This window comes from Anaerolineales bacterium (assembly GCA_016928575.1).
Lineage (GTDB): Bacteria > Chloroflexota > Anaerolineae > Anaerolineales > RBG-16-64-43 > JAFGKK01.
Genome location: JAFGKK010000095.1, coordinates 14,042 through 37,064 on the forward strand (window position 1 = coordinate 14,042; position 23,023 = coordinate 37,064).

Sequence of the window (23,023 nt, forward strand, 5' to 3'; positions counted from 1 at the left end):
CGAAAGAAAAAAGGCCCGGCGGATCGAGTAGCCGCCGGGCCTTTTTTACTTACGGTTTTCCTATTTCCCGCAAGCCAGAACCTGCAGGTTGTTGTAAACCTCGCTGCGGTAGATCGGCTGGTTGCTCTTGTCGGTGATTGCGAACTGGTACAGAACGATCGACGGGATGAAGGGGAAGGCCTTGCCCTTGGCGACCATGTTGGCGGTCGAGAATTTGAATCCGTAGGCTCCGCTTTCGTACGCTTCAAGGTTCCGCACCTGCCAAGTCCATTGCTGGCCGGTGCTGGCATCCGTCGGGTTGAAGAAGACCATCACTCCGCCGATGACATTCTTGTCGATTCCGGAGACAGTGACGATCACGCTGTTGAATTGCGGTTCGCAGTTGGAGCCGTACTTGTACATTTGGTAGGTGGTGAAGGTATAGTTCAGGGTGATGCCCGAACGGGTCGGCGAAGGGGTCACATCCGGAATGATGGGCGTTTCGGTCGGAGCCTCCGGCGTGGCGATCACGTCGGTCTCTTCGACGATGGGTTCCGCGGTCGGCGCGTCGTCGGGGGTCTCTTCGGCCGGCAGGGCGTCGCCCACGGTCATCTCCAGGGAGGCGAAGGAGCCCCAGGTTCCGGCGTTGTTTTTGCCGTGGGCCTGCAGGACGTAGTTGCCGGGGGCGGAGGGAGTCCAGACGTAGTCCACGATCACCGAATTTTGGGTGGTATCGGGACTGGGCACGGTGGCGACCGGCACCCCGTTGACCAGAATCTCGACCTCGGCGGTGCCGCGCACGTCCTCGGAAAGGATCATTAATTGGATGGGTCCGAGCGGCAAGGTCGCTCCGGGCTCTGGAGAGGCGAACGACACCTTCGGGCCCGAATCCTGTTCGGGGGAGGCGGCCGTCTTGGTGGCGGGCTGAGCTGAGCAAGCTGCAAGCAGAATGGAAGCCAGAAGGATCGGGAAAACGCGGGATAATCGCTTCATGAGGAAGTCTCCTTCTTCTCCTATTATATGGGAAGCGCCGGATTTGTCACCTTGACTTTTGTAGGGCAACCGGAAAGAGCGCTTGAGTCTGCCTGAGTCAGGCGTTCTTCCCGATGCTGATTTGGGACTCCTATGACCGTGCATGTTCGATGCCAGGTATGAAGAACGAAGCGGTCTCCAAGACCGCCTCGGTCTACCACCGGTGGATGTCATTCCGAGGCCCGCTCGATGGGCCGAGGAATCGGTGACTTCTTGGGATTTGCCGGAAGAAGCGGACGGGCGAGTTTCGGGAATCACGCGCCGCCGATTCCACGGGCCGCTGCGCGCCCCTCGGAATGACGCATCAAGGCTGATATAATCCGCCCGCAGTTCATCCCCTTGGAGCGTTCCCATGACGGAATCGACACAGCTGGATCCTTTCGGCGCGCGCGCCGAAATCGACCTCGGCGGCGGAGCGGAGACGGTGTTCCGGCTGGCCGCGCTGGAGGAGGCGCATCTCGCGCCGGTTCTTGCGCGCTTGCCGTATTCGATCCGGATCCTGCTTGAATCCCTGTTGCGCAACTGCGACGGCCAGACGGTCACCGAAGGGGATGTCGCCAAATTGGCCGCATGGAAACCGAAGGCCGCCGTACGGGAGGAGCTGCCGTTCAAACCGGCGCGGCTGTTGATGCAGGATTTTTCCGGCGTGCCGTGCGTGGTCGACCTGGCGGCGATGCGCGACGCGGTCAAACGCCTGGGGGGTGATCCCTCCAGGGTCAATCCGCTCCTTCCGGCGGATCTGGTGATCGATCATTCGATCCAGGTGGATTCGGCCGGATGTGCGGATGCGATGGTAACCAACGTGCGCCGCGAGTTTGAGCGCAACCGGGAGCGCTATCAGTTCCTGCGTTGGGGAGCGCAAGCCTTCCGCAACCTGCGGGTCATCCCGCCCGCGACGGGGATCATCCACCAGATCAATTTGGAGTATCTGGCGAGCGTGGTGAGCGTGCGCCCCGGCCCGGACGGCAAACCGGTGGCCCTGCCGGATACGCTGGTGGGGACCGACAGCCACACGACGATGGTCAACGGGTTGGGCGCGCTGGGGTGGGGCGTGGGCGGGATCGAGGCCGAGGCGGTGATGCTCGGGGCGCCGCTGTATTTCCTCGCCCCGGACGTGGTCGGGGTGAAGCTGATAGGCGCGCTGCGCGAGGGAGTCACCGCCACCGACGTGGTGCTGACGCTGGTCCAAACCCTGCGCAAGCACGGCGTGGTCGAAAAATTCGTCGAATTCTGCGGGCCGGGGCTGGCCGCGCTCTCGGCGCCGGACCGGGCGACTCTGGCGAACATGGCGCCGGAGTACGGCGCGACCTGCGGCTACTTCCCGGTCGACGGCGAAACGCTCGCTTTCCTGCGCCTGACGGGCCGGGCCGAGGCGGACGTCGTGCGCGTCGAGCGCTACTGCAAGGAGCAGGGACTGTTCCGGACGGCGGAATCGCCCGATCCCGACTTCACTTCGATTGTCGAGTTCGACCTTTCCGCGGTCGAACCCTCGATCGCCGGGCCGCGCCGGCCGCAGGACCGGATCCCGCTGAAGGAATCGCGCCGCGCGTTCCGGACCGCGCTGAAGGAAATTTTCGGCAAGGATCCCGAAGCCGAATCCCCCGCGCCCGGCGACGGGGCGGTGGTGATCGCCGCGATTACCTCCTGCACCAACACCTCGAATCCGTACCTGCTTTTCGCCGCGGGGCTGCTGGCCAAGAAGGCGGCCGCGCGCGGGATGAAGGTGCCCGCACACGTCAAGACCAGTTTCGCGCCCGGCTCGCGGGCCGCGGCCGAATACCTCCAGGCTGCCGGGTTGACGCCGCACCTTGAGCAGTTGGGATTCCACGTCGTCGGCTTCGGCTGCGCCACCTGCATCGGGAACTCGGGCCCGCTGGCGGAGGAGGTCGCCCAGGCGATCCGCGAACACAACCTGGTGGCGTGCGCCGTGCTGTCCGGCAACCGCAACTTCGAGGGGCGGATACACGCCCTGGTCAAGGCCAACTACATCGCCTCACCGCCGCTGGTGGTGGCCTATGCGCTGGCGGGGAGCATGGAGGTCGATGTCGCCCAGGATCCGTTGGGGAAAGATGCCGCCGGTAAGGATGTCGCCCTGAAGGAGATCTGGCCGAGCCGCGATGAGATCCGCGCGGCGATGCATGCCATCAACCCGGAGATGTTCCGCAAGGTGTACGCCGACATCGGCCGCGGACCCGAAGCCTGGAACGCGATCCCCGTGACCGCGGGCGAATTGTTCGCCTGGGATTCCGAATCCACGTACATCCTCGAGCCGCCGTTCTTCGAAGGCATGACGACGGAGCCGATCCCGCCCGAACCGATCGTCGGCGCGCGGGCGCTCGGCTTCTTCGGCGATTCGATCACCACCGACCACATCTCGCCGGCCGGCGCGTTTTCGGAGGAGACCCCCGCCGGGCGCTACCTGCTGGGCAAGGGCGTGGCCCGCGCGGATTTCAACTCCTACGGCACGCGGCGCGGCAACCACGAGGTGATGATGCGCGGGACCTTCGCCAACATCCGGCTGAAGAACGAAATGCGGGAAGGCCTCGAAGGCGGCTGGACTCTGCACCTCCCGGACGGCGCCAAGATGTCGTTCTATGAAGCGGCGATGCAATACCGCAAGGAGGGTACGCCGCTGATCGTCATCGCCGGCAAGGAATACGGCACCGGCTCCTCGCGCGACTGGGCTGCCAAGGGAGTGCGCCTGCTGGGGGTGCGGGCGGTGCTCGCGCAATCCTTCGAGCGCATCCACCGCTCGAATCTGGTGGGGATGGGCGTCCTGCCGCTGCAGTTCAAGGGGGGCCAGAACGCGGAACAGCTCGGCCTGACCGGCGACGAAATCTATTCGATCCGTGACCTGGGCGCGCACATGAAGCCGCGGATGGAGGTCTCGGTCGAAGCCCTCCACCGCGACGGGTCGAAGATCCGCTTCAACACCGTCGCCCGGCTGGATACGCCGGTGGAGGTCGAGTATTACGTCAACGGCGGGATCCTGCCGGCGGTGGCGCGGAAGATCGTGGCCTCTTGACCCCTCCCGGCCTTCGGCTTACCTCCACAATCCCGCTTTGTGTCAAGAAGCCGGGTTTTGGAGTGCAGGATTTACTTCCTCTTCACCGCAAAGCCACGAAGAGCACAAAGGAAAAGTTAATCAAGCCTTTGCGTTCTTGGCGCCTTAGCGGTGAAAAGGTTTTATCCTTCGACCAAAGAGGATACTGAAGGTTTATTCCGGAAAAATTTTCCCCGGATTTAGAATATTCAGCGGATCCAGCGCCTGCTTGATCCGCTTCTGGATTTCCGTTGAGACCGGACCGAGTGCTTTTTCCAAATACGCCCGCTTGAGCGCCCCCACGCCGTGCTCGCCGGAGAGAGTTCCCTCCAGCTCGAGCGCCGCCTCGAATTCCTCCGCCACCATCTTTTCGACCGTCTTCCACTGCTCGGGATCGCGCTTGTCGAAGAGGATGTTGGGGTGCAGGTTGCCGTCGCCGGCATGCCCGTAGAGCACGATCGGCAGGCCGTACTTTTCGCGGATGGCCTTCACCCGCCGCATGGCTTCGGGGATCTTCTCGCGCGGGACGGTGATATCCTCGCCCAGCTTGTTGGGCGCCTTGCGGCCCAGCGCCGGAGAGACGGAGCGGCGCGCCTTCCACAGCGCGGCGCGCTCCGCCTCGTTCGCGGCGACCTTCAACCGCAGCGCGCCCTCGCGGCGGCAGATTTCGGCCGCGGTCTCGATCTCGCGCGCGACGGCCGCCTCGTCGCCGCCGTCGGTCTCAATCAGCAGAGTCGCCGCCACATCCAGCGGCAGGCCGAGGTGCAGCCCCTCCTCGACGCAGGCGATCGCGGTCTCGTCCATCAGCTCAAGGGAGGCCGGGACGACCCCCGCCGCGAGGACCGCGTAAACCGCGCGCGCCGCGCCGTCCATCGAATCGAACTCAACCAGCGCCGTGCGGAAGAATTTCGGCGTAGCGATCAAACGCAACAGCGCTTCGGTGATGATGCCGAGCGTCCCCTCCGAGCCGGTGAAGAGCGCTTTCAAATCGTAGCCGACCACGTCCTTGATGCACTTGCTCCCCGTGCGGAGGACCCGCCCGTCGGCCAGGACGGCCGTCAGGCCCAGAACGTAATCCCCGGTGACGCCGTATTTGAGGCAGTGCGGGCCGCCGGCGTTGCAGGCGACGTTCCCGCCGATCGTCGAGTGCCGCTGGCTGGAGGGGTCGGGCGGATAATACAGCCCGGCCTTTTCCACCGCCGCCTGCAGGTCCGCGGTGACGACGCCCGCCTCGACCCGGGCGACGGCATTGGCTTGGTCGATCTCCAGAATGCGGTTCATGCGCGTCAGGGTCAGCGCGATCCCGCCGCGGAAGGGAACCGAACCCGCGGCCAAGCCCGACCCCATCCCGCGCGGGACGACCGGGATGCGCTCGGCCGCGGCGAGCTTAACGATCCGGCTGACATCTTCGGTGGAACGGGGCAGGACGACCGCATCCGGCGTCCCTTCCTCGAAGGTGCCGTCGTAGCCGTAGACGACCAGGTCCTCGGGCGAGGAGCAAACGCCTCCGCGGCCGGTGATGGATTCAAGTTGGGAGAGGATTTTCTTATCCAGCATGATTGCCTCGGCAATGTGGTGTAGGGTGGGTTGACGGCCGGCTCCTTCGACGACTCCACCGCATGATTGCAGGGAGGCTGATGGCTTTTTCCCCGCCGTCAACTCACCCTACAGATCACTGTGGTACGCCTCATCCAGCAAAACCACCGGATGCGTCACCCGCATTGAAAGCCCGGCGCGCGCCAGGCCGGTGGTCAACTGCATTCGGCACACCGGACATCCGGAGGCGACGCAATCGGCTCCGGTCTTCGCCAGATTGTCTAACTTTCGCATAAGCACCTTGATCGACATCTCGTAATGGGTGATGATCTGGGTGCCGGCCATCCCACAGCACACGTCCGCCTCGGGCAGTTCGACGAATTCCACTCCGCCGATCATCTTCAGCAGTTCGCGCGGCTGTTTCCAAACGCCCTGGCCGCGGCGTAAGTGGCAAGGGTCATGGTAAGTGACGCGCGCCGCGATCCGCTTGGCCGGGTTTTCCATCGGAATCGAAAGCAGGAACTCGCTTACGTCGCGGATTTTGGCGCTGAAGGCCGCGGCGCGTTCCGCCCAGACCGGATCGTCTCCCAGGAACGCGCCGTAACTCTTCAAGGTCGCGCCGCAGGTGGCGCAGTCCGTGACCACGGTTTCCACGTCCGCCGTTTCGAACAATTCGATGTTGCGGCGGGCCTGCGCCCGGGCGTCTTCCATCCGTCCGTAGCTCCGGGCCGGCATTCCGCAGCAAACGACGTCCTTGGGCGTCACAACGGTCGAACCGTTGCGCGCCAGCACCCGCACGGCGGCGGCGCTTTCGTCGGCGTACATCAGGTTTTGGGCGCAGCCAAGGAAGAAACCCACCCGGCGTTTGCTTTCGCCGCCGGCCGACGTGACTTCCGGCAGGATTTGGCGCAGCGGACGCCGCGGCGCGCGCGGGAGCATGGCTTCCATATCCCGCAAGCGGCGCGGCAGGATTTTCTGCAGGCCCAAGGCATGCACCAGGCCGCGAATTCCCAGGCGTTCATACAGCCGGACCGGCAGGGTTGCGGCCTCCAGCCAATCCGGATTCTGAAGAAAGCGGTTGAAGACTACCTTTTTCCAGAACTGCGGACCCGCTTGCTCCTGCACCCGGCGCATTTCCACCGCCAGGTCCGCCGGGCGGATTCCGACCGGACAGACTTCGTTGCAGGCCAGGCAGTCGAAGCAGGCGTACATCTGCTCATAGAGGTTCGAGCGGAGATCCAATTCCCCTTGCAGACCCTTGCGGGCCAGCATCAACCGGCCGCGGGGCGAGGCGATTTCGTGCAGGGATTCGCGATAGGTCGGGCAGACAGCCAGGCACAACCCACACCGGATGCAGTTCAAGTATTCGGCTTCGGAAGGAAGGGGTGGAAGGTCGGGTATGGGCACGGAGATCCAGATGTCCGTTCGGGTTCGGGGGATTATACCCTCACCCCATGCCTTGCCCAACCCTGTAGAAATGAATCTGCCGGTAAGAAAGACCGATGCTTCGGATTTGGTGGATTGAGGAGGGGCAGGAAGGGGAAGACTGATAAAATCCCGTCATGGATATTGCCATTATCGGCGGAGGATCCTCGGGCATGGCCGCGGCGCTGGAAGCGGCTTGGCGCGGCGCGGCGGTTACCCTCCTTGAGCGCAACACCGACCTCGGGCGAAAACTGCTCGTGACCGGCAGCGGACGTTGCAACCTCGCCAATGATGCTGTGGCGACGGAGAAATATGCCTGCGCCGATGCGAAGTGGATCGGGGAGCTTCTCGGCAGGTTCGGCATTCGGGACTTGATCGAATTCCTTAGAAAGGTCGGGATACCGGTATATAAGACGGACGATGGCTGGTACTACCCGCTTTCCAACTCGGCCCAATCGGTGACGGACGGCTTTCGCCAATCGTTGCTGCAAGCAGGGGTCGCCGTCCGAACGAAAAAACGGGTGACGGGGATCCGTCCCGTGGAGACTGGAATTCTCGTCACCTTCGTCGACGAGAAGGATCACGCGCAAGAGCGGGTTTTTTCGAAAACGGTCGTGGCGGCGGGCGGTGCGGCGCAGCCGAAGCTCGGCTCGCGCGGTGAGTTGTTCCCCGTTCTGGAAAAATTGGGACATACGGTCATCCCCCTGCGTCCGGCGCTGGCGCCCATCCAGGCCGATCTGCAATCGTTGATTCATCTTCAGGGAGTGAAATTGGATCTCGGTGTCGGCCTCCTGGAAGGGGGAAACGACCTTGCGCACACGGCGGGGAGCGTGCTCTTCACCGAGTGGGGCCTCAACGGACCAGGCGTGATGGATCTCAGCCACCTCGTATCCGCCGATCTGAAGCGCGGGTTCACGCTGTCGCTGAACTTCCTGTACTTCTTCGAGAAGGAGTTTTCGGATTTTTTGCGGGAGAAACGCACCACGCCGACCCCGGTCCGGATCTTCCTCGAAGCTTTTTTTCCCCCCAAAGCCGCTTCCCTTCTCCCCCAGCTGGCGCGGATCTCCGCGGACTTGCCGATGAATCAATTGGACGATGAATCGATTGGGCGGTTGGGGGGCACGTTGCGGGATCTCCGTCTGAAGGTCAAGGGCGTGCGCGGCTTCGAGGTGTGCCAGCTTTCCGTGGGCGGAATCCCGGTGACGGAGGCGGATCCCCGCACGCTCGAATCACGGGTCGTGCCGGGACTGCACCTGACCGGCGAGACGCTCGACGTCGTCGGCCCATGCGGCGGGTTCAACCTGCACTTCGCCTTCGCCAGCGGCGCGCTGGCCGGCCGGGCGGCGGCTGATAGTAAAAAATAATTCTACAGAAAACGGGCACAAAAGGCATAAAAGATCCTTAAGGAACTACGCATCGGCGGATGGAATCAATTGCTTTTCATAGAACCGCGAAAGCGGATCCGGCTGATATTCACCGAAGGCTTCGATCTCACGGTACCCCAGCGATTCGTACAATCCGATTGCGCCGTGCTGCAGGATGCCCGTTTCCAGCCGCAAGGCAGCTGCGCCGCGAGAAGCGGCGTGCCGTTCCAGATGATTGAGCAGCGCGCGCCCCAGACCGCGCCCGCGGAAAAAAGGCCGCATGTACATCCGCTTGAGTTCTGCGTACCCCTCGTAGAATTTCAATCCCCCGCATCCGGCGGCCGCGCCGTCCACGCGCACGATGAAAAAAACCACCTTTTCGGCGATCAGTTTTTCCACCGGGTATCCGTGATGGCTGGCGGGCGGATAGAGCGGGATGAGATAAGCGTCGAGTTCGGCGATCAGCGCGCGGGCGTCGGCGCCGTCGGGGCGTTCGGGAAGAATCGAGACGGTCATGAGGGGCAATGGTACACGGGTTCGCGGATCCCATCCACCCCTCCTTTTCTTCTCCCATTCCGAAGCCATGATTCCGTGAAAGGGAAAAATCCTTAATTCGGATTTGGGGAGGGGGAGGGATTAGGGCAGGATCTGCGTCCCGGTCAGTTCGATCAACGCGCGCAGCATATTCCCGGTGTCGGTGATGATCGCCCGTTGGCCGCCGTGCTCCAGAAAATCGAGCGCCGCTTCGATCTTCGGTTGCATGCTTCCTTTGCCGAAATGCCCCTGGGCCATGTACGCCTTCGCCTCCTCGACGGTCATCCTATCCAGCCAGCGGACGTTCGGCCGGTTGTAATCCAGGGCCACCTTTTCCACGTCGGTCGAAATCAGGAGCAGGTCCGCGCTTGTTCCGCGGGCCAGCAGGGCGGAGGCGCGGTCCTTGTCGATCACCGCTTCGACCCCGACAAGTTCGCCCTTTTCGTTTTCCACGACCGGGATGCCGCCGCCGCCCACCCCGATCACGGTGAAGCCGGCTTTGACCAGCGTGAGGATGACATCCTGTTGCACTATCCGGATCGGCGCCGGCGAAGCCACCACCCGCCGCCAACCCCGGCCGCCGGAATCTTCGGAGATTACCCAGCCGTCGGCGTCGTGGCGCACCTTGGCGGCGCGCACGTCCATGAAGGATCCGATCGGCTTGGTCGGATTTTCGAAGGCGGGATCATGCTTGTCCACCAGCGTCTCGGTGACGACCGTGGCGGCATGGTTGGGCATTTCGCGCCGGCGAAACTCGTTGATCAGCGCCAGCTGAAACATGTAGCCAATCGAGCCCTGGGTGTTAGCGCCGCAGTGGTCGAGGGGAATGGTAAACAGCTCATGCTCGGTCAGCTCCGAGCGTCGCAGGATGATGCCGACCTGTGGCCCGTTGCCGTGAGTGACGATCACGTCCCAACCGGCCTGGATGATCGACGCGATCTGGGCCATCGCCGCGCAGGCGGCCGCGTACTGGTCGGTCAGGGATTCTTTCCCCTTTTCCCTAATCAGCGCGTTGCCCCCGACGGCGATGACGGCCAGTTTGCGGTCCACGGTCTCCTTCCGCCAGAACACCATCCATCCTATATCAATTCAGCCGGGAACGCCAACCAAGGATTCCGCGGAGGAGCAAGGTTTTCCCTCCCTGGTCCTCAATGCAATCCGCTGTGAAAAAAACCGTCCTATAATGCATGCCATGAACAACCGCGAACTGGCCGAGACCTTCACCCTGATCGCCGACCTGCTGGAAATCAAGGGCGAGATCGTCTACAAGACGCTCGCCTACCGCAAGGCGGCGGAAAGCCTTTCCGCGCTGGACCGCGACGCCGGGGATTACTGGAAGGAAGGCAAACTGCGAGAGATCCCCGGGGTGGGGGAGGCGATCGCCGGGAAGATCGAAGAGGTTCTCAAGACCGGAAAATTAAAATTCCTGACCCAATTGAAAAAGGAAATACCCCCCGGATTGGCTGAGTGGTTGAAAGTGCCGGGCCTGGGGCCCAAGAAGGCCGGCCTGATCTGGAAGACGTTGAAGATAAAAACGATTCCGCAATTGGAGAAGGCAGCGCGGGCCGGAAAGCTGCGGGATCTGCCGGGGATGGGCGCCAAATCGGAGGCGGCAATCCTGGCTGGGATCGAAAGCCTTAAGCGCCGTTCGGGAAGGATCCCGCTCGGCCGTGCCTACCCGCTGGCGCAGAAAATCGCCGTCTCCCTGCGGGAGATTTCGGGCGTTGCGGCCGTGGAGCCGGCCGGCAGTCTGCGGCGGATGCGTTCGGACGTCGGCGACATCGACATCCTCGTCGCCTCCACGGATTCCGTGCCGGTGATGGAGGCTTTCACGCGCCTGCCGGGCGTGGCGCGGGTTCTGAGCAAGGGCGACACCAAATCCAGCGTCGAGTTCGGCGACGGCGTGCGGGCCCAGGTCTGGGTGCATCCGCCGGAGCGGTTCGGCACGGCTCTGCAGTACGCCACCGGATCGAAGGACCACAACGTGTCCCTGCGTGAGTTGGCGCTGAAGCGGGGGCTTTCGCTTTCCGAACACGCGCTGACCCGGACCGGCGGCGGGGGCGAGATCCTCTGCGCGCAGGAGGAAGACGTTTACCGGGCGCTCGGCCTGCCGTGGATCCCGCCCGAACTGCGTGAGGACCGCGGCGAGGTGCAAGCCGCTCAGGGCGGCATACTTCCGCGGTTGGTTGAAACCGGCGACATCCTCGCCGACCTGCACGTCCACACCCGCTGGAGCGACGGCCGGCTGAGCGTGATGGAGGTGGCCCGGGCTGCGATGCGGCGGGGGCTGAAGGTCATCGCCATCACCGACCATACCGTCGGATTGGGGATTGCCAACGGCCTCGACATGGCCGGGCATTCCGGACAGGCGGAGGAAATCCGCAGGGCGCAGGAAGCACTCGGAGGCGGGATCCGCATCCTGCACGGAGCCGAAGTGGAGATCAAGGCCGATGGAACTCTCGACTATCCGGACGAATTCCTGGCGGGTTTGGATTTGGTGATCGCCTCGCTGCACGTCGGCCTGCGCCAGAATCGCGCGAAGGTCACCGAACGCATGCTCGGCGCCGTCCGCAATCCGCACGTCGACCTCATCGCCCATCCCACCGGACGGATGCTGCCGGACCGCGAGGGGGCCGATCTGGATCTGGAGGCGGTGTTCGCGGCGGCGGCCGAGGCAGGGACCGCGCTCGAGATCAACGCCCACCCGGTCCGCCTCGATTTGGACGACACCCACGCCCGCCGGGCGCGCGCGCTGGGCATTCCGTTGGCGGTCAACACCGATGCGCACTCCGAGGAGGATTTCGAAAATTTGTTTTTCGGCGTCGCCGTCGCCCGCCGCGCCGGATTGACCAAGGCGGATGTGGTCAACGCCTGGCCGGCGGAAAAGCTGTTGGGTTGGTTGAAGCAGCGGTGACCATTTGTTTCCCCGCCCAAACCGGAATAAAAAAAGGAAAGACGGTGTTGTTGAGGATTCCTTGCATTCGTTCGATCGTCATTCCCGCGTGCGTTCAGCGGGAATCCAGGAGTTGAAGAGGCTGGATGTCCATTGAGAACACGCAGACATGACGGTTTTTTCCTATGACCCCGTAGGAGGTTGGGCAGGAAAAATCACCCGCGCAGCAGCGCCGCCGCCGCAATCACCGCCGCCAACCCCCATCGATAGAACACAAACAGGTCGATTTTGTTTTTTTGCAGATACCTCAGCAGGAACCGGATGCAAAAGTAGCCGCTGACGGCCGCGGCGAGGAAACCGGCCGCAAACAGAAGCATGTCCGAGCCCGAAAGCGCGCCGGTTTTTAGGTCCGAGAAGATGTCGAACGCGCTTTTCAAGCCCGCGCCGGCGATGATCGGCGCCGAAAGCAAAAAAGAAAAACGCGCGGCGTCTTCGCGCTTGAAGCCGAGCGCCAAGCCGGCGGCGATCGTCGCGCCCGAGCGCGAAACGCCGGGGAATACCGCCAGCGCCTGCGCCAGTCCGATCAAGACCGTCTGAAAAAGAGTCAGCTCCTCGAGTTCCCGGATGTGGCGCGCGGCGCGGTCCGCCAGAAGCAGGATCGCGCCGAAAACGGCGACGATCCCGGCCATGGCCAGCATCGCGGCCGGCGCGATGGGAGCGCCGGGTGTGTGGAACAAATCGTCGATCGCGCCTTCGAAAAGGTATCCGGCGAGGGCGCCAGGGATCGTCCCCAGAAGAAGCAGCCAGGCCAGACGCCGTCCGGGATCCGGCTGGATCCGGCGTTGCACGGCGCTTTGAAAAAAAGCGCGGAGCAGGCGGACCCAATCCTTGGCGAAGAAGATCAACACGGCGGCGAGCGTGCCGAGGTGCAATGCGATATCGAATGGAAGGCTGGTCAGGGCCGGATCGCTCCAGCCGAACAGCCAGGGAACGACGACCAGGTGGGCGGAGCTGGAGACGGGAATGAATTCCGTGGCTCCCTGAATCAGACCCAGAATTACGGCTTCGACGAAGGTGGACAGCATGGCGGGATACTCCTCCGGCGGGCAATAATACTCGAAATCCGTCCCGGGGGATACGTGGCAAGTACTCCCATAGAAACCTCCGGCGCCGCCGTTTCCGCACTGCCGACGCAAAGCCGCCCAAGCCGTCCGGCAGGCGGGCGCCTGGAAAAATCCGGCGGAAAGCGCGGCGCAGGCCATCCGCATGAGGGTGCCGGAGGGTGGATATCCTGGGAAACGCCGATTTAACGGAAAGAATATTGAATTGCCCGGGGCATTCGGTCATTAATGGGTGATCATCCCTGCCATCCGGGAAAGGCATTGCCGCCGGGGAGACGGCGGGACGTCCGGTTGCCTCCGATGAAGGTTCTGATTCTCTTACAAGGCACGGTTCTGATGCACCGCAGCGGCTTGGGCCGGACCCGGGAGGAACGCGTGCGCCAGGTGATTGAGGCCGATCCGTCGATCTACGATTGGGTTTCCTACGTCCCGATCGGCCACGCGGCTGAAAAAATCCGGATCTGGAAGATCCAGGGCGCGGAAATCGGTTACTTGAGCCCGCATCGGACCGCCGCCGACGTCGGCATCGACGCCGAAGTCCTGCAGGCGCACCGTTTTCCGGCCGGGCAGGTTTTTTCCCGACGGGAAGGGGAAGGCTACCCGGAGGTTATCGAGCGGGTCCGGCCGGATATCCTGGTCGAAGACGACCGCGAAAGCATCGGCGGGGAACGGGGGATGGTTTTTCCTCGCGTCCGCCAGGAACTCCGGCGGAGGATAAAATCCATCGTCGTCAGGGAATTCGGCGGGATCGACCACCTGCCGGACGAGATCGCCACCCTGCTCTTTCTGCCGGATGACTGGGGTTCGGAGAAGCCGTCCGCCGCGTAATATGTGCAATTCCGCACTACGCGGAACATATTCCCGCAATCGGCGTCGTACAGAGGCAGGAGAAGAAACCGCCATGCCCGTCCCACGCCGCGGTTTCATGAAGTTGTTCGGCGTCTCGCTGGGTTCGCTGCTCCTGACGCGCTGCCAGCGGACCGAAACGCCGGCGCCCACCGAGCTTCCGGTAATCTGCTACGAGCCGACCGGAATCCGTCCGCCGACGGATACGTCCCCCCCTCAAACCGCATCGCTGCGAACGCTTCTCCGCCTGTGCTGGCTGCGCTTCGGCGAATTGGCGCAGAAGACGAAGGAAAATTGGAAGGCCGAACCCGGCGAAAACTACGGGAGCCAGTTGGCCGGGAAAATGAACGAGGATCACCGACGCATCCTCGATGACCTGACGGCGGCCGGCGAAATCACGGCGCCGGTTTCCGACCTGATCCAGGAAGCGTACGAAGCCGCGGTATTCCACATCTGGCGCTTGAACACGATGATGACCTGCTACGAGATGGTGATGGTCGATTACGCGCCGGCCAGCGCCGCCAACCTTGTGAACCAATCCGGAGCCCTGACCGAGGCGGCCGCCGGAACCCCGATCGCACCGGCAACGCTGGAGAAAATCCGCACGGCGCTCGAGCGCGACCTGGCGTTCTATGCGTTGACCGACGCGGAAGTGCAGGCCCTGTATGAAATGCTGCTCAAGGAGTATCAGGATGCCGGCGAGACGATCCCCTCGTTCGAGGATCTGGACTTGGCGCTCACCCCGGACGTCAAAGCCGCGGCGCGGTTCCTGGTGGACGTGCTGACCGGAAAATAATGTCTTCCCGCCCGCGCATAGCCTCGTTGATATTTGAAGTCACGCAGCGCTGCAATCACGCCTGCCTGCATTGCTACAACGTGTGGGCCGGAGAGGACGAGTGCGCGCGGACCTACCCGCCGTACCCGCGCGGCGAGCTGGACACAAAGCGGACGCTGGACCTGCTGGGCAAAGCCCTCGACGAGACCGTCTGCTCCCATGTGACGCTGACCGGCGGCGAACCGCTGCTGCGCGAGGACCTGCCGGCCATCCTCGAATACCTTCGCGGCCGGAACGTGCGGACCACGGTGATCAGCAACGGGCGGCTGTTGGACCAGCGGATGGCGGCGGATTGCCTCGACCGCGGAGCGGCTTTGTTCGAACTCCCGCTGCTCAGCCACAAGCGCGAGGTGCACGACCGGATGTCCGGCGCACCCGGCGCCTGGGAGGCCGTCCTGGATGCGATGGCCAACCTCCGCCTGCTCCGCGGCCGCTTCATCGCTGTCTTCGTCGCCACCAAGCTGAACCTTGACGACGTGCGCGGAACGATGAAATTGGCGTTCGCCTTCGGGGCCCAGGGGATGATGTTCAATCGCTTCAACCCGGGCGGCCGCGGGCGGGCCAATCTGGAAATGCTGCTTCCGTCGCGCGGCGGGATCCGCCGGGCGCTCGAAGAGGCGGCCGCCGCATCGGCCGAGTTCGACCTGCCGGTCTCCTGCTCGATCCCGATCCAGCCCTGCCTGATCGACATGAGCGCCTTCCCGCGGTTCGGCACCGGATTTTGCGCCGCCGGAACCGACCGGGCTTACTTCACGCTCGATCCGCTCGGGAACGTGCGGCCGTGCAACCACACCCCGACGATCCTCGGAAACCTGCGGGAGGAATCCTTCGCCGACCTGGCCGCCTCGGCGCGAATGCGGGCCTTCGCCGAAGCGATGCCGGCTTTTTGCGGACCTTGCAGCCGGCGGATGGAATGCCGGGGCGGGTGCAAAGCGGCGGCGGAAGTGTGCTACGGATCGGCGGGCGAGGAAGAGCCCTTCCTGCGGATCAATAAGGAGCATGCTTCCCCTCTCACGCTTGCCGGCGAGAAACCATAGAAATAACCGTATTGCAATAATTATCCACCCAACCAATATCTTTGGAGAGGCTAGCGAAACGGAATTCTCCCCGAATTCATTCGGGAATATCTGTCGCAGCAGAAGCAGTGTCTCATCCCGTGATCTTCCTTCAAGAATCCATCAATGGCATGGAGATGGTCGCATACGTCTCGGTTTATCTCCGTGCCACTCCGCGTTCACTGTGGATAGGATCGGGGAAGTGTGGATTGGGATGGAGGGCGGGAATCGGAGTCGGTGCAGGGATATTCAATATTCTCCGAGTTGAAAGGGTGAATTATCGGCGCGGAATTATTCGAAGAGACCCGGGATTTCCCTTTTTCAATTCACGGGCAGGCTTGACGCCAGGCGTCCAACTCGCGGTGTTTGAGGATCGCCTGGATGCCGAGCGCCTTCGCCTGCGGGCAGAACGTTTCCGGCGTGATCCCGGTATCGGTGTATTCGGCGTCGAACACGGCTTTGCCGTTTTGCAGGAAGGGCAGGGTCAGCCCGCACCAGCCCTGGTCGAAGCAATCCTCGGTCAGGGCGAAGTCGAAATCCGCCGCAAGTGCCTCGGCCTGCTCCGCGTCGTTCTTCAGACCGATCGCCAGGCCGCGCGCGTGAGCCTCCCGAGCCAGGAAGCGGTTGAACGCCAGCTGATCCTCGTAGGTAAGCGGAAAGCCCGTTTCGTTAAGGTATCCGTCGACGTTGTCGGGCTCCACGCCGTCGAACCCCTTGGATTTGCACAGGTCCAGACGCGCCCCGAGGACCGGCGCTAGCAGATCGACGCGGCGGATGTCAAGCCATTTCTCGCCTTCCCAGCCTTCGTAATCGTTGCCGATGACCTCGGGCGGGAAATCCGCGGCGTCCGGCCGCCAATCCTCCCAACTGCCGGTGCTGATGTAGCAAATCACCCGCCGCCCGTCCCGATGCAAAGCGGCGACGGTTTCGGCGGCGGTATCGAACGCGTCCAGATCGTAGACGTCCACGTCAAACGAGGTGTCGATCACGTTCCCGGAAAGCTGCCATTGCCAAGTCGCCGCCGGCACGGGTTTCCACCAGGCGTCGGCGTCCGGCGTCTCGGCCGCGGCGTTGGGCGGCGGACTGTCCGTCGCCGCCGGGCGCGTGCCTTCCGGCGGTGCGGGGGGAAAGAGAAGCGAACAGCCGAGGGAGGACAGCAGGAAAAGGAGCAGACAGCCGCGGGCTCGCATGGGGATCGCCTCCGTTTTTATGCCATGCATTGTACATGAGTTGCGGCGCGCGCAAGACCAATCCGGCTGAGACGCTATCGTTTGGTTTTGTTTGTACCCCCTGCTCACACTAACCTGGACCAACCCCTCCCTTCGCTCGAATCGGGAACGGGCCCGCCCCGTCTCTGCTTTGGCAGGGTGCCGGAAAAGGCTGTAGGAAATTTCATTGCGAACGGCCGGAGGGAGCGGAGCAATCTCCTTTTGAGGATGAATAAGGAGATAGCTTTGCCCGCTCCGGGATCCGTCGCGCAGGGCCGGGAGGAAGCGTTGGGGGAAAGGAGGAAAAAAAGAATGAAGAAGGGTTAAGGAAACGCGGTTTTCGCCCTGCGGCGGCACGTCAAAGAAGGGGGTTTATCGTATAATTCCTCCAATCCACTTAAAAAAGTGGCGGGAGAAGAAGTATGCGGATCATGCTGCTGCTTCGACGCGGCGGCATCCCCTCTCATCCGGGAAAAGATGAAAAGGAGGAATATGAAGCGCAGGCGGGTTTTGATCGTTCTTTTTTTTGCCGGAATAATCCTTTTGGGATGCGACGTCGGGGGGCTGTTTGCGCCCGCCGCCACCGCCACTCCGACCTCCACGCCGACCGCGACGCTGACCCCGACCCCTGCCGCAACGGAGACGCCTTCTCCGACCTGCACGGAACCCCCCACGGCCACGCCGACCGTCACCGAGACCCCGGTGCCGAACCCCCGGGTGCATTCCAGCAAGGGCGATTTCCTGGTGATGAGCCTGGAGATGAACGACAGTTTTCCGCGCGGGTGCCAGAAGAGCGATTGGTTCTGCTACCAAGCGACCGAAGGGCGGACGATGCTGTATGTCTGGTTCGAACGCGGGGAGGACACCAAGCACATCGACGGCGAGGAATTCGTAAAAATCACCGGGAAGGTGACGGTGAAAAGCGCCAGCGGATACACCACCTCCCCGTTCGCCGGCGGAATCCTCTACGGCGAATACGTCCTCGCCTTCCGCCAGCCGATCGAGGACCAATACACGCTGTATTGGGGGGACAATCCGCCGATTCCCCTGATCGAACTGCTGAACGCGGACAACCCTGCGGGATCCGGTTTTTCGGGCGCCGACCTGTGGATCTACGGCTAGGAGACAGCATCCAGCGGTAACAATGACCCCTCCAAAAGCGATGTTCACCGCCACGCGGGAATGGTCGTCGGCTCATCCGGATGCGCACGCCGGAGTCCTCATCCTGCGCAACGCCGGCAATCCGCAGAGCCATCCCGGATTGGAGGAACGGAAAGCCGCGCTCGAAGCGGAATTGCGCGCCCGCTATGCCGGGTTTTCCCGGCAGGCGTTTCTCGACGTGCCGGCGCTCTACTCTTACGATCGGTACTACAGCCGCTTCAAGAAGACCTACCACATCCAACTCCAGCTGGAATCGATCGTCCTGCGGGGCAAATCCATTCCCGCCGTGGCCGCGCTGGTCGAGGCGATGTTCATGGCGGAGATGGAGGATCTGCTGCTGACCGCCGGGCACGATCTGGATGTCGCGGTTCCGCCCTTCATCCTCGATTCGTCCCAGGGGAAGGAATCGTACATGCTCATGCGCGGCGAAGCGCAGACGCTCAAGCAGGGCGATATGTACATCCGCGACGGAGAAGGCGTGATCTCCAGCGTGATCTACGGGCCGGACCGAAGGACTCAGATCCGCCCGGAGACGAAAAACGCAGTCTTCACCACCTACGTCCCGGCGGGCGTCCCCGCGGCGGCCGTCAAGGCGCACTTGGAGCACATCCAGCGGAACGTACTGATCTTCGCGCCGGACGCCGGCACCGAGCTTTTGGAGGTTTTCTCCGGTGGAGAATAGGGATCAACCCTTTTTTCGATCCTTCCGCCGTTCCCGGAAGAGGGCGGGATCCTTCGGCCCAAGGTGTGAAAAAAGCAGGCCTCGGCGTTTTTCTTCTTTCTTATAGCGGGGATGGAAGCTGGAATAGGGCCGCGCAAATCCGTCACGGCTCGCATAAGCTGAGGCCGAGGAATTGGACGATGCGCAAAGGTTGGGTTGTGGCGTTCGCCGGAATATGGCTGTCTGGGTTGGGGTGCAATCTTTCCGCAGGAGCGGGCCCGGATCCAGCCGCGGGTGTTTCGGCGCCGTCTGAATTAACCGGCGAGGCGATCGCCTTCTCCACCGGCGCTTCCATCCAAACGCCGGCCGCCGATCCCGAACCGCCCGCCGAGACGATCCTCTGCGACGACCAAGCGGCGGGGGTGGCCCTGCTCGTCGACCCTTCGCTGGCCGGAGCGGTCCGCGCCAACCTCGACCGGTTCGAATCCGACCTGTGCGCCGACGGCTACCGCGTGATCGAACGGCGGATGGATTTCGCCGCGCCGCCCGAGGTGCGGGCCTACCTCGCGGACCTGTATCAGCGTTCGGGGCAGGCTTTGGAAGGCGCGATCTTCATCGGCGACGCGCCGCTGGCGTATCAAAGCGTGCAGGCCGCGTCCTCCATTCCGGAGGCGCAACCTCCGCCGCAGGAAGTGATCAGCTTTCAATACTATTCCGACCTGGACGGGGAATTTTCCGCCTCGCCCGGGTACCGCTCGCCCGGCGGGCGAACGTTTTCCTTTAATCAGCACGCCGGCGAGGTGGATTGGGAGATCTGGACCGCGATCCTGCCTATCTACCATGGAAACCCGGCCCTGACGGCGGAAGCGGTGAACCGCTACTTCGAAAAAAACCACCGCTTCCGCACCGGCGGATATTCCCTCCCCGAGAGCTTTCTGCTGATTACGGAGCATTACACCGCGAAGACGGCGCAGGAGGAATCGGATTATCTGGCCGGCCTGCGCTCGGGGCAATATTCCTGGACGCCGCTGAGCAACGCGCCCGGCGCGCGCCTCTACTTCAGCGGCCCGACCCTTTCGGTCGCCGATGGGTACGAAGCGCTTTCGGCGGGCGTGGCCGACATCGCCGTCACCGAAACCCACGGCGATCCCGCCCGCAACGGAAGGATCGACGTCGCCTGGGTGGAATCGCATCCCGTCCGGACTGCGCTGTTCTGGACCGACGGCTGTTCGGTCGGCAACCTCGATTTCCCGGAGAATTTTCTGACCGCCGCAGTATACAGTCCGGCCAGCGAGGTCCTGGCGGCCAAAGGCTCGACCAACGATTCCGGAGGCTTGGGCACTAACCGCGAGGGATACTACGGCCACAACATCGCCGTCCGCCTGGCGGCCGGGAGGAATCTCGGGCAGGCGGTACTCGGGCACGTGAATGTCCCGCTGATACCGCCGTGGTCCGAGAGCCGCGAATTTCACTTTTCGATGCTGATCATTGTCGGGGATCCGACTCTCCGCTACCGGTAACCCTCCCGTTGGGATACCCCCGGTCTGCAGGCCGGAATTGACTGTTGGGACGGTGATGGCGTGAGCCAAGTTTTTGCGGAGAATTCTCGTCATCGGTGCCTGATCCAATCTGATCCCCCGCGAGCGCGGTCTTGTTCCTAGCCTGGGTGTGGCTGTTGCGGCGGTTGGGTATTACGGACAGCCGTTTACTGAATGTGGCTTTCGCGGCGGCTTGAATCCTGATGGGCGTGGTATTCTGAGTGTTGTGGCCGAAGGATTTGGACGTGTATCTCAATTTGCCGGGTGCGGCAACCGGGGACTGGGTCCCCCGTTCTACCATCCAAGCTCTCGGAGATCCAATAATGGGACCAGGATCGTTTCACCATTCCCTGGATCTTCAGAGTTCCACTGGCGTACGCGGTCGTTTCGCCGTGCTGTTTTGCAGGTTTCGGATTGGCGCTGCAATTCTTGAATAACCGGCCGCGAGGAAGCGGAGGCAGGAATACCGCGGACGAAAAATAAACCCGCCCAAGTAGGAAACCCAGAGGGAGGAACGTCGTTCTTCCCGGACATCGGAACCAAGGAGATGAACATGGCCACAAGAACAAACCAAAAGACAGGCCGGATCCTCCGGCGCCGCGGATTCTTAAAGGTCTGCGCGGTTTCCGGCGGGGCGGCGGCTTGCGGCCCCCTGCTGGCGGGTTGCGGATCGCCGACCGCAGTCCCCTCCGCGGGCGGCGAAACCGCGGAAATTACTCTCGACTTGGCTTTGCCGGAGAACCAAAGCCTTGCCGCGGTTGGCGGAACGCTGACGCTTGAAGCGAACGATATCGACCCGAAGGGAATTCTGCTGTACCGGTCCGGTGAAAGTTCCGTCCTCGCCTTCAGCCGGAATTGCCCGCATCAGGGTTGCGCGGTTGAGGGTTTCCGGGATGGCGTCGCCGCCTGTCCGTGCCACAGGTCGGAGTTCGACGCCGGCGGCAATGTCCTGCGCGGACCCGCCGACAAGCCGCTGGCGGCGTACGGCGCGAGCCTTTCCGGAACCGTTTTAACCATCCGGAAATGAAGGACCTTCGCCGCCGATTCTCAGCCCGTTCTTTCTCCATAAGATATCATGCGCCTATGCCCCTTCATGTCCGATCCCTTTCCCTCTCCTGATCATTGCCAGGGGAGGGGCAAGGGGGAGGGGAATAGGATTGAGAAAGGAACAAGGGCTGGAAGCTGCAACAGTTGCGGGCTTTCATGGATTTTCACGGGAGGCAAGTTGAATTGATGCCTTGCGCCAGCCGCTTTTTTTTCGGAGCGGAAAAGCCGGAAACCGGCGGCCGCATGACCGGAGGCCTGCTTCTGACGCCCTCGTCTAAAATCCGATCGAGGACCGACGCCGGCATGACTATCCGGGGGATGCTCCTCCGCGCATTGCGGACAGCCGCGACGATCACGTTTCGTGGATTTCGATGTTGGATTCGTCGATCCGCGTCCGGCGCGCGTTCAATCCGCGGGTAACGCGGTATTTTCCCGGCGACATTCCGGTGTTGCGCTTGAACACGCGGGTGAAATAGCTCTGATCCTTGAACCCCGTGCGGGCGCCGATCTCCGCCAGCGGGATTGAGCGGGTCTGCAGCAGGGTTTTGGCTTTTTCAATTCGGATCCGGGTCAGGTAGGCGACGAAGCTCTCGCCGGTCGCCTCGTGGAAGATCCGCGAGAAGTGCGACGGGCTGAGGTGGACGAATTCGGCGACTTTCTCCAGCGAGAGGATTCCGGTGTATTGGGAGTGGATGAAGTAGATGCTCTTGCGGATCAGGTCGGCGTGTTTGATCGAACGCAGGGTGAAGACGCAATCCACAAAGCGGGAGAGGATGATCGAGAGGAACGCCGAGAGGTCGTAGACCGACTGGGAATCCCGCACTCGGACCAGGTAGTCGTTGTTCAGGCCGATGATTTCCTCGGTCGACGCCCCGCCGTCGATGGCCGCGCGGGAAAGCAGCACGACCAGCTCCTCCACCCGCAGTTTGATGGCTTCCAGGTTGTTGTTGCTGTAGAAGAAGATCAACCCGAGGATCTCGTTGAGGGTTTTCCGCGATCCGTCCAGATCCCCCTTGGAAATGTAGTGCAGCAGTTCGCGCTCCTTGGCCATCGGGTAGCCATCGTGCGGCGAGGCCGGGATGGCGATGCCCCCGGAATGCGGCGCGGCGTCGAAGGCGGCGGTTTTTTCCAGGACGGCCGCGTTGCGGGGGGCGCCCATCTTCCGGCCAAGCAAGGTCGACAGCGCTTGGGCGTTGGATTTCAGGATCTCTGAAAGCGAGCGGACCCGGGCCGGATCCACATACGGGATCTCGGAGCAGATTTCTCTCAGTTCCGCGAGTTGTTCCGGCGGCACCGGATTGCCTTCAAGGATGTCGTCCTGAAGAAATTCCTCCGGATCGATCATCAGGACCGGTCCGCCGATCAGCGAGGCGACGGTGATTCCTTCGATCCGGATCGGAGCCGCCCAGTGGGTCATGTTCTTCGGACAGAAGTAGATGTACACCCCGCCGAAGCGCTCCGCCTGGTAGGTCCCGTAGCGGTGCACACTGGGGCAATCCACGCGGGTGCAGGCGGGCAGGGTGGAGAGGACGGAGCACAAGCGGCAGCGGTGTGCGGGCGGGCGGGGATCGCCCGTAGCCGAAGGCGCGCCCATCCATTGCCCGTCCGGAGTGATTGCGGCGCACTTTATGCCGGTGGCCGCGTAATAATGCCCGGCCAGTTCGAGGATGGCGGCTTGAATATCGACGGGCGGGAGGGAAACGGTTAACCCTTGCGCGGAACCGATGGGGCCTTCCATATTCGCG

Annotated in this window: 18 protein-coding genes; 10 read left to right on the plus strand and 8 right to left on the minus strand. The window is 62.9% G+C overall.

The genetic code is table 11. From position 1 onward, the window contains the following. Positions 1-60 precede the first annotated feature (60 nt). Positions 61-972 (minus strand): hypothetical protein, encoded by a 912-nt coding sequence (locus JW929_12110; GenBank protein ID MBN1440143.1) that lies wholly within the window; start codon positions 970-972, stop codon positions 61-63. Positions 973-1,363: 391 nt separating this feature from the next. On the opposite strand from JW929_12110, the gene acnA reads away from it, so the two are divergent. Then, positions 1,364-4,036, plus strand: a complete 2,673-nt coding sequence (acnA, locus tag JW929_12115; protein MBN1440144.1) for an aconitate hydratase AcnA — start codon at positions 1,364-1,366, stop codon at positions 4,034-4,036. A gap of 192 nt (positions 4,037-4,228) precedes the next feature. Here the strand turns inward: acnA and JW929_12120 are convergent, their stop codons facing one another. Both JW929_12120 and JW929_12125 read right to left on the minus strand, forming a co-directional pair. Further along, positions 4,229-5,611 (minus strand): FAD-binding protein, encoded by a 1,383-nt coding sequence (locus JW929_12120; protein ID MBN1440145.1) that lies wholly within the window; start codon positions 5,609-5,611, stop codon positions 4,229-4,231. A 108-nt stretch (positions 5,612-5,719) separates the two neighbouring features. After that, entirely contained in the window at positions 5,720-6,997 is a 1,278-nt protein-coding gene (locus tag JW929_12125) for a (Fe-S)-binding protein (protein ID MBN1440146.1), read from the minus strand. A gap of 155 nt (positions 6,998-7,152) precedes the next feature. Between JW929_12125 and JW929_12130 the strand changes: the two genes are divergently transcribed. Then, positions 7,153-8,379, plus strand: coding sequence for an aminoacetone oxidase family FAD-binding enzyme (locus JW929_12130; protein MBN1440147.1), 1,227 nt, complete (start codon positions 7,153-7,155; stop codon positions 8,377-8,379). 45 nt (positions 8,380-8,424) lie between these two features. Here the strand turns inward: JW929_12130 and JW929_12135 are convergent, their stop codons facing one another. Both JW929_12135 and JW929_12140 read right to left on the minus strand, forming a co-directional pair. Next, positions 8,425-8,895 (minus strand): GNAT family N-acetyltransferase, encoded by a 471-nt coding sequence (locus JW929_12135; protein MBN1440148.1) that lies wholly within the window; start codon positions 8,893-8,895, stop codon positions 8,425-8,427. Between the two features lie 120 nt (positions 8,896-9,015). Continuing rightward, the gene (locus JW929_12140) at positions 9,016-9,987 is read right to left on the minus strand and encodes a carbamate kinase (protein MBN1440149.1); all 972 of its coding nucleotides are present in this window, start codon (positions 9,985-9,987) and stop codon (positions 9,016-9,018) included. A 118-nt stretch (positions 9,988-10,105) separates the two neighbouring features. Between JW929_12140 and polX the strand changes: the two genes are divergently transcribed. Further along, positions 10,106-11,827 carry a DNA polymerase/3'-5' exonuclease PolX gene (polX, locus tag JW929_12145; GenBank protein MBN1440150.1) on the plus strand — a complete coding sequence of 574 codons (1,722 nt, stop codon included), beginning with the start codon at positions 10,106-10,108 and terminating at the stop codon, positions 11,825-11,827. Between the two features lie 194 nt (positions 11,828-12,021). Here polX and JW929_12150 read toward each other — a convergent pair whose 3' ends face one another. Beyond that, on the minus strand, positions 12,022-13,074 hold the full coding sequence (locus JW929_12150) for an undecaprenyl-diphosphate phosphatase (GenBank protein ID MBN1440151.1): 1,053 nt from the start codon (positions 13,072-13,074) through the stop codon (positions 12,022-12,024). 153 nt (positions 13,075-13,227) lie between these two features. Here JW929_12150 and JW929_12155 point away from each other — a divergent pair, with 153 nt between their 5' ends. The 3 genes from JW929_12155 (at position 13,228) to JW929_12165 (ending at position 15,645) form a co-directional block, all read left to right on the plus strand. Beyond that, entirely contained in the window at positions 13,228-13,755 is a 528-nt protein-coding gene (locus JW929_12155) for a hypothetical protein (protein ID MBN1440152.1), read from the plus strand. A 73-nt stretch (positions 13,756-13,828) separates the two neighbouring features. After that, on the plus strand, positions 13,829-14,569 hold the full coding sequence (locus tag JW929_12160) for a hypothetical protein (GenBank protein MBN1440153.1): 741 nt from the start codon (positions 13,829-13,831) through the stop codon (positions 14,567-14,569). After that, the gene (locus JW929_12165; GenBank protein ID MBN1440154.1) at positions 14,569-15,645 is read left to right on the plus strand and encodes a radical SAM protein; all 1,077 of its coding nucleotides are present in this window, start codon (positions 14,569-14,571) and stop codon (positions 15,643-15,645) included. Before JW929_12160 ends, JW929_12165 begins: the two co-directional genes overlap by 1 nt. Before the next feature lie 344 nt (positions 15,646-15,989). On the opposite strand, the gene JW929_12170 is transcribed toward JW929_12165, so the two are convergent. Continuing rightward, a complete protein-coding gene (locus JW929_12170; GenBank protein ID MBN1440155.1) occupies positions 15,990-16,853 on the minus strand; it encodes an endo alpha-1,4 polygalactosaminidase in 864 nt (287 codons plus the stop codon). Positions 16,854-17,363: 510 nt separating this feature from the next. Here JW929_12170 and JW929_12175 point away from each other — a divergent pair. From JW929_12175 to JW929_12190, 4 genes are all read left to right on the plus strand, one after another. Next, complete coding sequence (locus JW929_12175; GenBank protein ID MBN1440156.1) at positions 17,364-17,993, plus strand: hypothetical protein; 630 nt, start codon at positions 17,364-17,366, stop codon at positions 17,991-17,993. Positions 17,994-18,015: 22 nt separating this feature from the next. After that, positions 18,016-18,714 (plus strand): hypothetical protein, encoded by a 699-nt coding sequence (locus JW929_12180; protein ID MBN1440157.1) that lies wholly within the window; start codon positions 18,016-18,018, stop codon positions 18,712-18,714. Positions 18,715-18,893: 179 nt separating this feature from the next. Continuing rightward, positions 18,894-20,213, plus strand: a complete 1,320-nt coding sequence (locus JW929_12185) for a hypothetical protein (protein ID MBN1440158.1) — start codon at positions 18,894-18,896, stop codon at positions 20,211-20,213. 571 nt (positions 20,214-20,784) lie between these two features. Further along, positions 20,785-21,258 (plus strand): Rieske 2Fe-2S domain-containing protein, encoded by a 474-nt coding sequence (locus tag JW929_12190; protein MBN1440159.1) that lies wholly within the window; start codon positions 20,785-20,787, stop codon positions 21,256-21,258. Positions 21,259-21,630: 372 nt separating this feature from the next. Here the strand turns inward: JW929_12190 and JW929_12195 are convergent, their stop codons facing one another. Further along, a complete protein-coding gene (locus tag JW929_12195) occupies positions 21,631-23,016 on the minus strand; it encodes a helix-turn-helix domain-containing protein (protein ID MBN1440160.1) in 1,386 nt (461 codons plus the stop codon). Positions 23,017-23,023: the final 7 nt, after the last annotated feature.